At 62.9% G+C, this 14,001-nt stretch carries 11 protein-coding genes; 4 read left to right on the top strand and 7 right to left on the bottom strand.

What is annotated here, in order from left to right; genetic code table 11:
- Positions 1 to 6 precede the first annotated feature (6 nt).
- The 4 genes from CQ007_RS04060 to cysD all read right to left on the bottom strand — a co-directional run bounded on the left by CQ007_RS04060 (position 7) and on the right by cysD (position 5,285).
- Positions 7 to 1,194 carry a sulfotransferase gene (locus CQ007_RS04060; protein WP_105643816.1) on the bottom strand — a complete coding sequence of 396 codons (1,188 nt, stop codon included), beginning with the start codon at positions 1,192 to 1,194 and terminating at the stop codon, positions 7 to 9.
- A 2-nt stretch (positions 1,195 to 1,196) separates the two neighbouring features.
- Entirely contained in the window at positions 1,197 to 2,306 is a 1,110-nt protein-coding gene (locus CQ007_RS04055) for a DUF1214 domain-containing protein (protein ID WP_105643635.1), read from the bottom strand.
- 76 nt (positions 2,307 to 2,382) lie between these two features.
- Positions 2,383 to 4,287 carry a sulfate adenylyltransferase subunit CysN gene (gene cysN / locus CQ007_RS04050; RefSeq protein WP_105643634.1) on the bottom strand — a complete coding sequence of 635 codons (1,905 nt, stop codon included), beginning with the start codon at positions 4,285 to 4,287 and terminating at the stop codon, positions 2,383 to 2,385.
- Positions 4,287 to 5,285 carry a sulfate adenylyltransferase subunit CysD gene (gene cysD / locus CQ007_RS19055; RefSeq protein WP_218278832.1) on the bottom strand — a complete coding sequence of 333 codons (999 nt, stop codon included), beginning with the start codon at positions 5,283 to 5,285 and terminating at the stop codon, positions 4,287 to 4,289. Before cysD ends, cysN begins: the two co-directional genes overlap by 1 nt.
- A gap of 1,031 nt (positions 5,286 to 6,316) precedes the next feature.
- Between cysD and cysQ the strand changes: the two genes are divergently transcribed.
- Positions 6,317 to 7,081, top strand: coding sequence for a 3'(2'),5'-bisphosphate nucleotidase CysQ (gene cysQ, locus CQ007_RS04040; RefSeq protein WP_105643632.1), 765 nt, complete (start codon positions 6,317 to 6,319; stop codon positions 7,079 to 7,081).
- A 128-nt stretch (positions 7,082 to 7,209) separates the two neighbouring features.
- Here cysQ and CQ007_RS04035 read toward each other — a convergent pair whose 3' ends face one another.
- The 3 genes from CQ007_RS04035 to CQ007_RS04025 are packed head-to-tail and all read right to left on the bottom strand — an operon-like array spanning position 7,210 to position 11,500.
- Entirely contained in the window at positions 7,210 to 9,333 is a 2,124-nt protein-coding gene (locus CQ007_RS04035) for an NAD(P)/FAD-dependent oxidoreductase (protein ID WP_105643631.1), read from the bottom strand.
- A 44-nt stretch (positions 9,334 to 9,377) separates the two neighbouring features.
- Complete coding sequence (locus CQ007_RS04030; RefSeq protein WP_105643630.1) at positions 9,378 to 10,217, bottom strand: alpha/beta fold hydrolase; 840 nt, start codon at positions 10,215 to 10,217, stop codon at positions 9,378 to 9,380.
- Between the two features lie 2 nt (positions 10,218 to 10,219).
- Positions 10,220 to 11,500, bottom strand: coding sequence for an MFS transporter (locus CQ007_RS04025; protein ID WP_256582200.1), 1,281 nt, complete (start codon positions 11,498 to 11,500; stop codon positions 10,220 to 10,222).
- 290 nt (positions 11,501 to 11,790) lie between these two features.
- Here CQ007_RS04025 and CQ007_RS04020 point away from each other — a divergent pair, with 290 nt between their 5' ends.
- From CQ007_RS04020 to CQ007_RS04010, 3 genes are read left to right on the top strand one after another with little or no spacing between them, the layout of a single operon-like run.
- Positions 11,791 to 12,525: an SDR family NAD(P)-dependent oxidoreductase gene (locus CQ007_RS04020; protein ID WP_105643628.1), complete on the top strand. Its 735-nt coding sequence runs from the start codon at positions 11,791 to 11,793 to the stop codon at positions 12,523 to 12,525.
- Positions 12,526 to 12,537: 12 nt separating this feature from the next.
- Positions 12,538 to 13,311 (top strand): SDR family NAD(P)-dependent oxidoreductase, encoded by a 774-nt coding sequence (locus CQ007_RS04015; protein WP_105643627.1) that lies wholly within the window; start codon positions 12,538 to 12,540, stop codon positions 13,309 to 13,311.
- Between the two features lie 48 nt (positions 13,312 to 13,359).
- Positions 13,360 to 13,989 carry a nuclear transport factor 2 family protein gene (locus tag CQ007_RS04010; RefSeq protein WP_105643626.1) on the top strand — a complete coding sequence of 210 codons (630 nt, stop codon included), beginning with the start codon at positions 13,360 to 13,362 and terminating at the stop codon, positions 13,987 to 13,989.
- Positions 13,990 to 14,001 lie beyond the last annotated feature (12 nt).

Here is a 14,001-nt window from a genome sequence, read left to right as displayed (position 1 = left end):
CTGCGTTCAGTGATTGGCGCTCAGATGGCGGGCGCGATATTCCATGTAGTCGCGGGTCATCTGGGCTTCGTTCAAACCGAAGCGCTCCAGGCTGTAGTCGTGGCTGGCACGTTTTTCCCGGCCATTCTTCGCCAGCCATTGTTCGGCATCGGCGCGCGCCTTGTCGGTGAAGGGCATGCCGGCGAAGCTGTACACGCGCTCCAGCACCTCCATCGGCCTGGCCACGGTGTCGGCGAACTGGATGTCCAGGAAACGGTCGAGGGGATGCTGGTCGCGCACCTGCATGGTGTGGCGAATACCCCGGGCCATGCGACGGTTCCACTGGATGCCGGCGGATCTGGGATCGGGCTGATCGCTGTACATCTGCCACAGGGTGTGTGCCATGCTGGCCATCGAGGGAATGGTCTGCGCCGGTTCGCGGTGGGTCAGGATCACCTGTGCCCGGGGAAACACCTCCAGCAGCAGGTCGATGGTATGCAGGTGCTGGGGTGCCTTGAGCAGCCAGCGCTGGCCGCCGGTTTCTCCGCGTTGCTGCTTCTGCCACTGCAGGAACTGCAGCATCTTCTTCAGCTGGGTGTAGACGGGGCGCTGGTCCTGCTGGTCGAGCCACCGGGTATAGCTGGGTACGTCGGCGTAGGCGTCCATCGCACACAGGAACGAATGCTCCATGAGCATGAATTCCTCATCGCAGAGCAGGGCATCGAACGGATGAATCGAGAGGATCTGCGGGATGGCCTCGATGGTCTGTTGCACCTCGGCCTTGGCCCGGCTGATGCGTTGCTCGGGCGCGGCCAGGGTTTCACCTTCCAGCGGTGCCGGGTAGCGGGTTTCCCACCAGGCGGCGGAGTGGAAGCGTGGGTCCACTGCCAAGGTGCGCTGCAGCATGGTAGTACCGGTGCGCGGCAGACCGACGATGACCAGCGGATCATCGATGGTTATCCGGGTGATTTCCGGGAACCTGCGCAGGTAGTCCTCCATCACCAGCCGGTTGAACAGTTGGCCGACCAGCCGCTCGCGCATCAGGTAGCGGCCGGTATCCGACAGCTTGGCTTCGCGATCCAGTGCGTCGACCAGCACCTCCAGGGCCTGTCGATAATTGTCATCGCCGAAGTGACTGAGTCCGTTGGCCCGCTGGCTGGCCTCACTGAGCAACTGGTCGATATCCAGCGCCTGGCGTGTGGTTTGCGTGGTCATGTTCATACTGCCTCCTGCAATTGGTCGATCTTGACCACCTGGGTGGTGGGGTGGCACTGCTGACTGGCGCCGACCCAGCGCAGGCACAGCGTGCCCTGGCGAATACCGGCGGTCTGCAGCCAGTTGGCCACCCCCGGGTCGCGCTCGCTGAGCACCAGGGTGACTCCGCCATCCTGGTCATATTCGGCCTGGTGCTTGTTGAAGCAGATCCGGTGGTAGCGGTAATCCAGCGACTCCATCCAGTAGTTGTTGATCTGCAGGTTCCAGAAATCGCATTCGGGTACCTTCTGTACATGGATCACCAGCGCTTCGTCTTCGGCCAGCGCCCAGTGCGAGTGGTAGTAGTAGATATTCGGGTCACCACCCACCGACTGGCACAGGGCCTGGTCGGCCGGAGGCAACTGATTACTGTGCGCCAGGTAGCTCTGCGTCCAGTCGGCGAACAGCCGGGCGGTGTTTTCCACGAAGCTGCCGACACGCTGCAGAGACTGTTCGAAAGTGGCGGGGTCCAGTGGACCGGGCTTGGCATCGGCGCCGATACGTTCGATGGACAACTGCGCCGGTACTTCCGTGTCGCGATCGAGGAAGGTCTGGCGCACCAGTACCGAGTTGCTGGCCGGTTCCACCTTCAGCCAGTTGCCCGGTTGCGGGTGGCGACTGATGACGATCTCGAAGTTGCCGTCCTGATCGGTCTCCAGGGTGCTGGCATCGATGAAACCGGTCTGGATCATCTTGCCGTCGGTTTCATAGCCGCCTTTCTGGGTGCCGAAGCTGAGGTAGTAGACCGAACCACGGTTGCCCTTGATACGGTATTCCAGGTTGCCGTCCAGGCGTGCGTACTCATACAGGTTGTCGGGGTTGTCCGCGCCGATCTTCGCGGTTTCATGGGAGGTCTTGAAGAATCCGGGAAATGCCGGGTCGGCAAACTCGACATGCATTTCCAGGCCGATACGCAGCAGGCGGGTCAGGTAGCGGAAGCCTTCGGCGCGGGTGGCGGCGTCGGTCGGGGTTTCCGGACGGAGGATCTGCTCGCCGCAGCGCTTGAGGTTATCGCAGAAGTCCGACCAGGCCTGGCCGCTGACCAGGGCGGGATGAGAGGTATTTGTTGTCATTGTCTGTCTCCGGGTTAGCAGGGCCTGCGAACAGGCCCTCAACTTGTTGCTGTTTTTCCAGCAGGACTGCCTGCTTTCACTCGATGTGACCGCGCTCGATCAGGGTGGCGATGATCCTGTCCACGGCCTGTTCGGGCGACATCCGGGTGGTCTCGATATGAATGTCCGGGTTGACCGGCGCTTCATAGGGAGAATCGATGCCGGTGAAGTTCTTCAACTCGCCCCGCCGGACCTTCTTGTACAGACCCTTGGGATCGCGCTCTTCGGCTATCGCCAGCGGAGTGTCGATGAAGATTTCCAGAAACGCCTCGTCGCCCAGCAACTGGCGGGCCATTTCCCGTTCCGAGCGGAACGGCGAGATGAAGGCGGTCAGGGTGATCAGGCCGGCATCGACGAACAGCTTGCCGACCTCGGCGACGCGGCGGATGTTCTCCACACGGTCGGCATCGGTGAAGCCCAGGTCGCGGTTCAGGCCGTGGCGCACATTGTCGCCATCGAGCAGGTAGGTATGGCGGCCGCGGGCGTACAGGCGGATTTCCAGCAGGTTGGCGATGGCTGACTTGCCTGCGCCGGACAGTCCGGTGAACCACAGCAGTACCGGCTTCTGCCCCAACTGCTCGGCACGTACCTTCTTGTTCACATCGGTATGCTGCATGTGAATGTTCTGCGAGCGGCGCAGTGAGAAGTCGATCAGGCCGGCGCCCACCGTGGCGTTGCTCAGACGGTCGATCAGGATGAAGCTGCCGGTTTCGCGGTTGCTCTGATAACTGTCGAAAGCGATCGGCTGGCTGCTCGACAGGTTGCAGACCCCGATTTCATTGAGTGCCAGCTCCTTGGCGGCCAGGTGCTCCAGGGTGTTGACGTTGATCTTGTACTTCGGCGCGGCCAGCGTCACCGGAATCGTCTTGCCGCCGATCTTCATCAGGTACGGGCGGCCACCGAGCATGGGCTGCTCATGCATCCAGACCAGTGTGACCTGGAACTGGTCGGCTACGCTCGGCGGCTCGTCGGCGGTGGCGATCACATCGCCGCGGCTGCAATCCACTTCGTCGCTCAGGGTCAGGGTGACCGACTGGCCGGCCACGGCCTGCTGCAGATCGCCATCCTGGGTGACGATACGAGCTATATGGGTTTCCCGGCCGGCTGGCAGAATACGCACACGGTCGCCCGGTTGCACCACGCCGCCGGCGACGGTGCCGGCAAAGCCGCGGAAGTCCAGGTTCGGGCGGTTGACCCACTGCACCGGCATGCGGAAGGGCAGCTTCTGCTGGTGGGACTCGTCTATCTCGACGGTTTCCAGGTAGCCCATCAGCGTGGTGCCGCGGTACCACGGCATATGCTCGGTGCGCTCGGTGATGTTATCGCCCCGCAATGCCGACATCGGGATGGCGGTGATCTCGGGCAGGTTGATCTTGCCGGCGAATTCGCGGTATTCCTCGACGATTTCGTTGAAGACCTTTTCCGAGTAGTCCATCAGATCCATCTTGTTGACCGCCAGCACCACCTTGCGAATGCCGATCAGCGAGGCCAGGAACGAATGACGCCGGGATTGGGTCAGCACGCCGCGACGGGCGTCGATCATCACGATGGCGACATCGGCGGTGGAGGCACCAGTGACCATGTTCCGGGTGTACTGCTCGTGGCCGGGTGTGTCGGCGACGATGAACTTGCGACGGTCGGTAGAGAAGAAACGATAGGCTACATCGATGGTGATGCCCTGTTCGCGCTCCGCTGCCAGGCCATCCACCAGCAGGGCGAAGTCCAGTTCGCCGCCCTGGGTGCCGACCCTTTTCGAGTCGGCTTCCAGTGCGTCCAGCTGATCCTCGAAGAGCATCTTGGCTTCATACAGCAGGCGCCCGATCAGCGTGCTCTTGCCGTCGTCGACGCTGCCACAGGTAATGAACCGCAACAGGCTCTTGCGTTCATGGGATTTGAGATATGCCTCGATATCGTCGGCAATCAGGTCGGATACGTGAGCCATCAGAAATACCCCTCTTGTTTTTTCTTCTCCATCGATGCGGCGGCGTCATGGTCGATCATTCGGCCCTGGCGCTCCGAGGTGCGGGTCAGCAGCATCTCCTGAATGATCTTCGGCAAGGTGTCGGCATCGGACTCGACCGCGCCGGTCAACGGATAGCAGCCCAGGGTGCGGAAGCGCACGTTGCGCAGCATCGGGACCTCGCCCGGGTTCAGCGGCATGCGTTCGTCGTCCACCATGATCAGCATGCCGTCGCGCTCGACTACCGGACGCGGAGCGGCGAAATACAGGGGAACGATGGGAATGTTTTCCAGATGGATGTACTGCCAGATGTCCAGCTCGGTCCAGTTGGACAGGGGGAATACACGGATCGACTCACCCTTGTTCTTGCGGGTGTTGTACAGGTGCCACAGCTCCGGTCGCTGGTTCTTCGGGTCCCAGCGATGCTGGTCGGAACGGAAGGAGAAGATGCGCTCCTTGGCGCGGGATTTTTCCTCGTCACGACGTGCGCCACCGAAGGCTGCATCGAAGCCGTATTGATCCAGCGCCTGTTTGAGACCCTCGGTCTTCATGATGTCGGTATGGATCTGCGAGCCGTGCTTGAACGGGCTGATGCCCATTGCCAGCCCGTCGGGATTGACGTGGCTGATCAGCTCCAGGCCCAGTTTGGCCACCATCTGATCGCGGAAGCGATACATGTCCTGGAATTTCCAGGTGGTATCGACATGCAACAGGGGGAACGGCGGCTTGGCTGGGTAGAAGGCCTTCATGGCCAGGTGCAGCATGACCGCGCTGTCCTTGCCAATGGAGTACAGCATGACCGGATTGTCGGCCTCGGCCACTACTTCGCGCATGGCCTGGATGCTTTCGGCTTCCAGTTTCTGCAGGTGCGTCAACGTCATAGCGTTTTCCTTCGACTTTTGTTGTTGTCGGCGCTCAGCGTATCGGGGCTGATTCGTCGAGCTATGCGCGAGTTGAAGTTTTAATATGCGTTGCAGCATGAACAGCATTGGATTGTCGGGCGGTCCGGCGGGTGGCTCTGTTCCGCCTGTGCTGCCCATGTCCACAGGGCGTCGGCTGTGGTGACGGATATCCTCGGCCAACTGCTGGGCGCCGTTCAGCATGTCGGTGGCTTCGGGCAGGTGAAACAGCTGCAATTGCTCGGTGCGCTTGCTGGCCCAGGCGCTGAAGGTGGCTGCACGCTGCCATTGCATGCCCGACAGCAGGGCGAAGAGCTTGCGCCCGGTACTGCGCTGCAGGCGGTCGAAGAAGTTCTCCAGATGGGGCGCACGCAAGCCGCCATCGTAGGGTAGCCAGAGCACCTTGCCGCGGTTGCTCATGGCCCTGAGTACGCCATGCCTCAGCTTCTTGCCGGGGCTCGGTGCGCCAAAATCGTCGACCCAGAAAATCTCACCACCTTCTTCCCGGGCCTGGGAGGCGATCTGTTGATAGGTGCTCTGGTGCCACCGCTGGACGCTCAGGGGGGCGTTGGCGATGCGTCGGGCCGGCCGCTCGGCATTCAGCCGCCAGCGTTGCAGGTAGTGTGCCGCGGTGCGGTCGGGAATGGTGATCCGATACTGCTTATGGATCAGCGCCTGCATGGCGTCGAGCTGCCAGAGCAGGTGGGGCAACTGATGGGCCTCCGGCGTGGTGGCGACCAGCGTCTGATACATCTCCAGCTCCTGCTCGGCGCTCAATGTACGTCCTTCTCCCATCTTGCGGCCACGCTCGCGGATGGGTACCGCCTGCCAGCCACCGTTCTGCCAGGCCTTGTGCGCGGCAATGATGGTCGGCGAGGACAGCCCGGTGGCGGCACTGATGGTCTTCAGGGTATTGCCCGCCAGGCGCAGCCTTACGGCCTGGATGCGCAGAGTATTGAGCTGCTCGATGGGCAGGCGGTTGCCACGTGCCATGACCGCTCCTTTAAATATCCAATTGCTGATTGGGGGGATAGTCGGTCCCTGTACTCTTGCGGGTAGGGAAAAAAGACGCATAGGCCGTTTGGACCAATCTGAAAAAAAAGGGGAAACCTATGAACGAAGCCATGTCAGCGCTGCTTGAGCAGGTGATCGATATCACCCGTGTTGCCGGTGAACAGGTGCTGCAGATCTATCACTCCGATTTCGAAGTGCGCGGCAAGGATGATGCTTCACCGGTGACCGAGGCCGACGAGCGGGCCGAGGCTCTGATCCTGCGGGCCCTGGAGCAGTGCGTGCCCGCCGATCCGGTGATTTCCGAAGAGGCCGCCGCTGCGGGGCATGTGCCCGAGGTGGGTCAGCGCTTCTGGCTGGTGGATCCGCTCGATGGCACCAAGGAGTTCATCAGTCGCAACGGTGAGTTCACGGTCAATATCGCCCTGATCGAAGCTGGCCAACCTGTACTGGGGGTGGTACTGGCTCCGGCGTTGGGCCGCCTGTTCGCCGGGGCCAGGGGGTGCGGTGCTTTTGTCGAGGAGGCTGGTATGCGCAAGCCCATCGAATGCCGCGAACCTTCGTCCGAGGGGCTGGAGGTGGTGGCCAGTCGGTCCCATGGAGATGCCCAGGCGCTGGATGCCTTTCTGGCCGGGCGCAAGGTCCGTTCGCTGAAAAGCGCCGGTTCGTCATTGAAGATCTGCCTGGTGGCCGCTGGCGAAGCGGACCTGTACCCGCGCCTGGGCCGTACCATGGAATGGGATATTGCCGCCGGCCACGCGGTGCTGCTGGCAGCCGGTGGACAGATACTGACCCTGCAGAACGAGCCGCTGGGCTACGGCAAACCGGGCCTGGACAACCCGCATTTCTATGCCCGGGGTAGATGAGACGGTACGACCAGAGCCTGCTCCCCTGGAAGGGCCGGGTTCCATCCCGGCCCGCGGTGTTTCCGGCTCCCTGGCGGGTCGAGGTAGACCTCGACCCGCCAGGGAGCGCCCCGCTCTGGGGTATGGTTCTAGAGTGACAATGCCAGGTCGGTAGCCGAGCGCAGGGCGCCTTCGATGTAGCCCAGGTTGTGACTGTCGCCGAGGCGGTGGATGGGCAGGCCACTGCTGGCCAGTTCATCGGCCAGGCTGGGGTCCGGGCCGGCTCCCACCGCCAGTACCACGGAATCGGCTGCCACCTGCAGGCTGTCGCTGTCCTGGGTGCGGTAATGTACGGCACGCCCATCGATGCGGTCGATCTGCACCTGGGTCAGCAGGGGAACAGCATGCTGGCGCAGATTGTCCAGTACCCGCCAGCGGCGCACGATCGACAGTTCGCGACCCAGGTTGGCCTCCGGTTCCAGCACGGTTACCCGGCGGCCACGCTCGACCAGAAACTCGGCCAGCTCCAAGCCGACCAGTCCGCCGCCGATGATCACCACCTGCTTGCCCAGGGGCATCCACAGCTTCGACAGTTGCTTGATGGCATCGGTGCTGTTGGTCGCCCCGGTCAGGCTGCCGGCTTTCATCATCGTGCGCTGGGGCAGTGACAGCTTGGCTTTGGCAATTTCCTCGGCCCGATCGCCGGTCATCAGCCGGCGCAGCTCATCGCCACTCCACACATGCTTGAGCTCGGCACCGGGAATATCCGGCGCGGCGCGGCGTGCGCCATTGGCTACCAGCACCTGATCGGCACCCAGCTCCCGCAGCAGATCGGGGGTGGCGGCGGTGTTCAGGCGTACATCGATGGGTAGCTGGCTGACCTGATGCACCAGGTTGTCGAGCAGCGCACCGTTCTCGGGGTAGGCCAGGGCAGCGAAGAACAGCGTGCCACCCAGTCGGCTGCTGCGCTCCAGCAGGGTCACTCGGTGGCCACGCAGGCAGGCCAGTCGTGCGGCCTCAAGCCCCGCCGGCCCGCCGCCGACCACCACGATATGCTGCGGTTGCGCTGCCGGCACAATGACCTTCTGGTATTCATGACCGGTGAAGGGGTTGGCGGCGCACTTGACCCGTTCGTTGACGAAAATCTGGCTGACGCACACATAGCAATAGATGCACGGGCGGATCGCTGCCGGGTCACCCTTGATCAGCTTGTTGGGTAGCTCCGGGTCGGCCAGCAGCTTGCGTGCCATGGCGATGAAATCGCATTTTCCCTCGGCGATGGCCCGGTCGGCAGTGGTCGGATCCAGCCGGCCGACGGCGATCACCGGCACCTTGACCACGCTTTTCACCTGGGCGGCCCAGTCGAGAAAGCCTGCCGGCTTCTGTACCAATGGCGCTTCGGTAAAGGCCACGCCGGTGGTGGTGGCGGCATAGGCGGACACTGATACGGCGTCGACACCGGCGGCCTCGGCCATCTGCGCGAAGGCCTGGCATTCCTCAAGGGTGATGCCGCCGTCGAGGCGCAGTTCCTGGGCGTCCAGCCGCAGCCAGACACCGAAATCATCCCCTGTGCGCTGGCGTACTTCGCGGATCACCTCGAGCATCAGGCGTGCGCGGTTTTCCAGGCTGCCACCGTATTCGTCCTCGCGCTTGTTGTAATAGGGTGAGAGGAACCCGGCGATGATATAGGTATGCGCCGCATGGATCTCAACACCATCGAAACCGGCGCGCTGGGCGCGTTCGGCAGCCGCGCCGAACCAGCTCACCAGTTGGGCAATATCATCCTTGTCCAGTACCCGCACCCGAGGTTTGTTCTTCGGTCTGCCGGAGCTGATGAAAGCACCCAGTTCTTCCCGGGTCAGCGAATCCATCATGTCGGTCTTGAACGGCGGCGGCAGGCTTGGTACCCACAATTCGCGACCTTCGGTCAGGTCGCGTACGGAGCTCTTGCCGGCGTGTTGCAGCTGGATGGCGATCTTCGCGCCATGTTTGTGCACACGCTCCACCAACTGGCTGAGGCCAGGCAGGAAACGGTCATCCGACAGGCCGACCTGATAGGGCTCGGCGGTGCCGGCGGGAAAGGCGATGGCGCCGACGCCCATGATCAGCAGGCCGGCACCGCCGGCGGCGCGCGCTTCGTAGTAGGCCTGGATGCGCTCCCCGCAGGTGCCATCCGACTCGGCGAAGTTGGAACCCATGGGGGCCATGATGATGCGGTTGCGCAGTTGGAGTTTGCCGATGGCGGCGGGTTGCAACAGGTGGGAATAACTCATGCGGGAAACCTCAAGGGCAGGGCAACCGGGGTTGCCCTGACGTGTCATTCATCATTCAGGAAAGCGATGCATTCCCGGTTGAACAGCGCCTGGTGCTCGACCTGCACCCAGTGGCCGCAGCGGTTGAGCATGATGAACCGGGCATGGGGGGCATTGTCGAGGATTTTCAGTGCACCGGCCGGGGGATTGAACAGATCGTTGGTACCCCAGAAACCCAGGATCGGCACCTGGATCTCGCCCAGACGTTCGGTCATGTTGGGCACCAGCATGGTGGAGAACAGATTGGCCGGCTGGGTCACCGCCACCGCAGCGCGTTCCTTGAGCAGATTTTCATCCAGCTGGCTGCTGTCGAACAGTTGAAGACTCATGACCTGGCGCATTTCCTCGACGCCCATCGGGCCCTGGCCGAACACCTCGACCATACGCACTATGCCTTCCATCTGAAAATAGGTTTCGCGTTCTTCCACGCCGCCAGGCGCCATCAGCACCAGCTTTTCCACGCGCTCGGGATAGGCCAAAGCGGCGCCCAGGGCGATGGCGCCACCCAGGGAGTTGCCGAGCAGGGTGCAGCGGTCGATGCCGACCTTGTCGAGAAAACCCTGCAGGCTGCTGACGAAGAAGGCCAGATCGTAGTTCACATCGGTCGGCTTGTCGGAACGGCCGAAACCCGGCAGATCCAGCACGATATTGCGGTAGCCAGCTTTCTCGAATACGGGGTAGTTGCCCTTGAAATTACTGAAGCCGCTGGCACCAGGGCCGCTGCCATGCAGCCAGACCACCACCGGGCCGCTGCCGATGTCCAGATAATGCAGGGTCAGGCCGTTGTCCAGGGTGGCGTAGCAGCCGGTAGGCAGTGGCAGTTCGGCGGTATGGGAAGTATTCACATTCAAGCTCCTTCAAGCAGGGGGGATTCCGCGGCGGAATCGACGTCGGTGCCGTCGACCTGCCGGCGATAGCGAGGGATGGCCCAGGCCAGGCAGACGCAGGGCAGCAGCAGGATGACCATGGTGCTGGCCATCGCGTAGCGCAGGGCCTCGGCACCAATGGCCTGTTCAAAGAAATCACTGAGTATGCCGACCACCAGCGGGCCGAGCCCGACACCAAGCAGGGTGACGCCCATCAGGAATATGGCGGTGCCCTGGGCCAGCTTCGAGGCTGGGAACAGGTGAGTCATGGCGCCGAAGCAGGGTACCGACCACCAGGTACCAAAAAACGCGAAGCCCAGATAGAGCAGGACGGGTGTGGGTATCGTCATTTCGCCCAGGCTGAACACCGAGCCTGCCGGCCAGAGGAAGAACAGCAGGCCGAAGGGAATGCTCATCGCGGTGCCAAACAGGGCGGTGCCCAGTTGCCAGCCGGTGTTACGCCGTACCAGGCGGTCGGTGGCCCAGCCGCAGGTCAGGGTGCCAACCACGGACATCAGGCCGCCGCCGATACCCAGCAGCGCACCGGCTTCGGTCAGGCTCAGGCCATGGGAACGGATCAGGAAGCTCGGTGTCCAGGTGCCGACCGCATAGGCGGCGATCGCCGCCAGGCTGCCGGCCGCGACAATCAATGCGTAGGACGGGGTCTTGGCCAGCGACAGGAAGGTTTTCACGAAGCTTTCCTGGGATTCGCGTGCCGAGGCAACCTGATGGCGCGGAGCGCGTACGGTCAAGGCCAGGATCAATCCCAGCAGCACACCCGGTGCACCGATCAGGATGAATGCCCAGCGCCAGCCATACATATCGGCGATCCAGCCGCCCATGCCCAGGCCGAATACCGCACCCAGCGCCGGGCCCATGAGAAATACCGCCAGTGCCCGGGAGCGATGGCTGGGGGGATACAGATCAGCGACCATGGCCACCGAGGGCGCCGAGCCACCAGCCTCACCGATCGCCACCCCGATCCGGAACAGCAGCAGCATGGCGAAGCTGGTAGCCACGCCGCACAGCATGGTCATCAGGCTCCAGGCAATGCAGGCCAGGGCGATCACCGGCTTGCGCCCGATGCGGTCGGAAAGACGCCCCAGCGGCAGGCCGAACACGGTATAGAACAGCGCGAAGGCAACCCCGGAAAGCAGGCCGATCAGGGTGTCGGAGACGCCGAACTCCAGCTTGATGGGCTCGATCAGGATGGAGACCAGCAGGCGGTCTATGTAGTTGAAGATGTAGATCAGCGCCAGCATCAGCAGGGCGTAATGGGTATGCCAGGTGATTTTGCGCTGAGTCGGGCAAGGGATGGCTGACGAGTTCACGGCATGCTCCGGATCATTGTGTTTATTCTCGGTTGTTCGATCATCCACCCCGCCGAGGACCCCCAACATCGTCCATTCAGACCAGTGTCTGGATGCTGTCGAAGGCGCGGGTGGGGTGAGTTCGATGGTTAGTCTCAACGGACGATGTTGGTCCCTGTTCGCGAATGAATCATAGCTGCAACCGTCAATGGGTCGACTGCGATCGGCCAACAGGAGCAGCGATGAAACTCGAAAACAAGATTGCCTTTGTGACAGGTGCCGCTCAAGGCATGGGGGCCGCCATCGTTCGTCAGTTCGTGGAACAGGGTGCGTTGGTCTATGCCGCCGATATCAACGCCGAGGCCATCGAGGCCAGTGTTGCCGAACTCGGCGACCGGGCCCGCGCGGTGGTGTGCAACGTGATGGACGAGGCCTCCGTGCAGGCCGCCATGCAGCGCATCAGTGACGAGGCCGGTCGCCTCGATGTACTGGTCAACAACGCCGGTACCGGTTCGGTGGACAGCTTCCTGGACACGCCGGTGGAAAACTGGGAGCGGGTACTGGGCGTCAATCTCAAGGGCACCTTCCTCTGCGCCCGCGAAGCGGCCCGGCTGATGGTCGCCAGGGAAACCGCTGGCACCATCATCAATTTCTCCAGCACCGGCGCGCTCACCGGTGAGGGTCCCAGTCACTACGTTGCCTCCAAGGCCGGTGTCATGGGCCTGACCCGTGCCCTTGCCCGCGAACTGGCGCCCAGCCGCATCCGCGTCAACACCATAGTTCCCGGCCCCACCGACACGCCGATGATGGCTGGCATTCCCGATGAATGGATGCAGGCGATGGTCGCTGCGATCCCGCTTGGCCGCCTCGGCCAGCCTGACGAAGTGGCGCGGGCGGTGGTGTTCCTCGCCAGCGACGACGCCAGCTTCATCACCGGCCAGAACATCACCGTCAACGGCGGTTCGGCATTCATCTGAGGAGCAGATCACATGACAGCACGTATGCACAACAAGGTCGCCTTCGTTACCGGTGGCGGTTCGGGAATCGGCGCGGCCACCGCGCTCAAGATGGCCGCCGAAGGCGCCACCGTGGTCATCTGCGGGCGCCGTGCGGAGCCACTGCAGGAAGTCGTTGAGCAGATCCGCGCCGCCGGCGGCAAGGCCGATTACCGGGTGGCCGACGTGAGCAACGAGGAGTCCTTCGTCAACGCCATCAAATCCACCGCGGTGGAGCATGGCCGCCTGGACATCATGGTCAACAACGCGATGGCCTACACCTGGGGCGGTGTCGACAGCATGAGTACCGCGGACTGGCACGCCAATTTCAGCACCACCGTGGACGGCACCTTCTGGGGTACCCGTACCGCCATGCAGCTGATGAAGGAGCAGGGCGGCGGCGCCATTGTCAATATCGCCTCGATCTGCGGCGTATTCGGCACGGCGTGGATGTCCGGTTACTCCGCAGCCAAGGCGGCGGTGATCAACTTCAGCCGTGCGGTGGCCTCCGAGGGTGCGCCATTCAAGGTGCGCTGCAATACCGTGATTCCCGGCGTGGTCGCCACACCCGCCACCGCCGGCATGCTCGGCGATGACAAGACGCGCAACAACACCGAAAAGCTGATCCCCATGGGCCGGGTAGGCGAGGCCGAGGAGTTGGCCAATGCGGTGTTCTTCCTCGCTTCCGACGAGGCCTCCTACATCACCGGTGCCAGCCTGGCCGTGGATGGTGGCCGCAGCTCCGACCTGTACACCGTCCTGGAATGAAGCGCGGGCCTGCGGGCCCGACTCACCCTCAACCCTATAGGCAATACCATGGATCAGAACACCCTTGCACAGCGCCTGGATCGACTGGAGTCGATCGAGGCCATCCGTCAACTGGCGGGTAAGTACTCCCTGTCGCTGGATATGCGCGACCTGGATGCCCACGTCAATCTGTTCGCGCCGGATATCCGGGTTGGCGGTGGCAAGGTCGGTCGCGCCCATCTCAAGAGCTGGGTCGATGACACCCTGCGTCACCAGTTCACTGGCACCTCCCATCATGTTGGGCAGCACATCATCGAGTTCGTCGATGTCGATCATGCCGTTGGCGTGGTGTATTCGAAGAACGAGCATGAAACCGGCGCCGAGTGGGTGATCATGCAGATGCTCTACTGGGACGATTACGAACGTGTCGATGGCGAGTGGTTCTTCCGCCGCCGGCTGCCCTGCTACTGGTACGCGACCGATCTGAACAAGCCGCCGATCGGCGACATGAAGATGCGCTGGCCGGGCCGCGAGCCCTACTACGGTACCTTCCAGGCCTTGTTCCCGTCGTGGCAGCAATTCTGGGCCAACGCCCCCGAGCGCGAGACATTGCCAGAGGTGGCGGAGCCGGCCCCGGTCGAACATTTCCTGCGGCGCATGCGGGCTGATACCCCGGCGCCGAAGATCCGTGTTCGCTGAGGGGGTGGGCGC

It is taken from the genome of Pseudomonas sp. MYb185 (assembly GCF_002979975.1).
Lineage (GTDB): Bacteria > Pseudomonadota > Gammaproteobacteria > Pseudomonadales > Pseudomonadaceae > Halopseudomonas.
This window is presented reverse-complemented; position numbering and strand designations above follow the sequence as displayed.

Bases quoted from the DNA above. Each gene is read 5' to 3' on its own strand.
- CQ007_RS04055 (WP_105643635.1), bottom strand. From the start codon at position 2,306: ATGACAACAAATACCTCTCATCCCGCCCTGGTCAGCGGCCAGGCCTGG.
- CQ007_RS04025 (WP_256582200.1), bottom strand. From the start codon at position 11,500: ATGCTGGCGCTGATCTACATCTTCAACTACATAGACCGCCTGCTGGTC.
- cysQ (WP_105643632.1), top strand. From the start codon at position 6,317: ATGAACGAAGCCATGTCAGCGCTGCTTGAGCAGGTGATCGATATCACC.
- CQ007_RS04010 (WP_105643626.1), top strand. From the start codon at position 13,360: ATGGATCAGAACACCCTTGCACAGCGCCTGGATCGACTGGAGTCGATC.
- CQ007_RS04020 (WP_105643628.1), top strand. From the start codon at position 11,791: ATGAAACTCGAAAACAAGATTGCCTTTGTGACAGGTGCCGCTCAAGGC.
- CQ007_RS04015 (WP_105643627.1), top strand. From the start codon at position 12,538: ATGACAGCACGTATGCACAACAAGGTCGCCTTCGTTACCGGTGGCGGT.
- cysN (WP_105643634.1), bottom strand. From the start codon at position 4,287: ATGGCTCACGTATCCGACCTGATTGCCGACGATATCGAGGCATATCTC.
- CQ007_RS04060 (WP_105643816.1), bottom strand. From the start codon at position 1,194: ATGACCACGCAAACCACACGCCAGGCGCTGGATATCGACCAGTTGCTC.
- cysD (WP_218278832.1), bottom strand. From the start codon at position 5,285: ATGCTGCAACGCATATTAAAACTTCAACTCGCGCATAGCTCGACGAAT.
- CQ007_RS04035 (WP_105643631.1), bottom strand. From the start codon at position 9,333: ATGAGTTATTCCCACCTGTTGCAACCCGCCGCCATCGGCAAACTCCAA.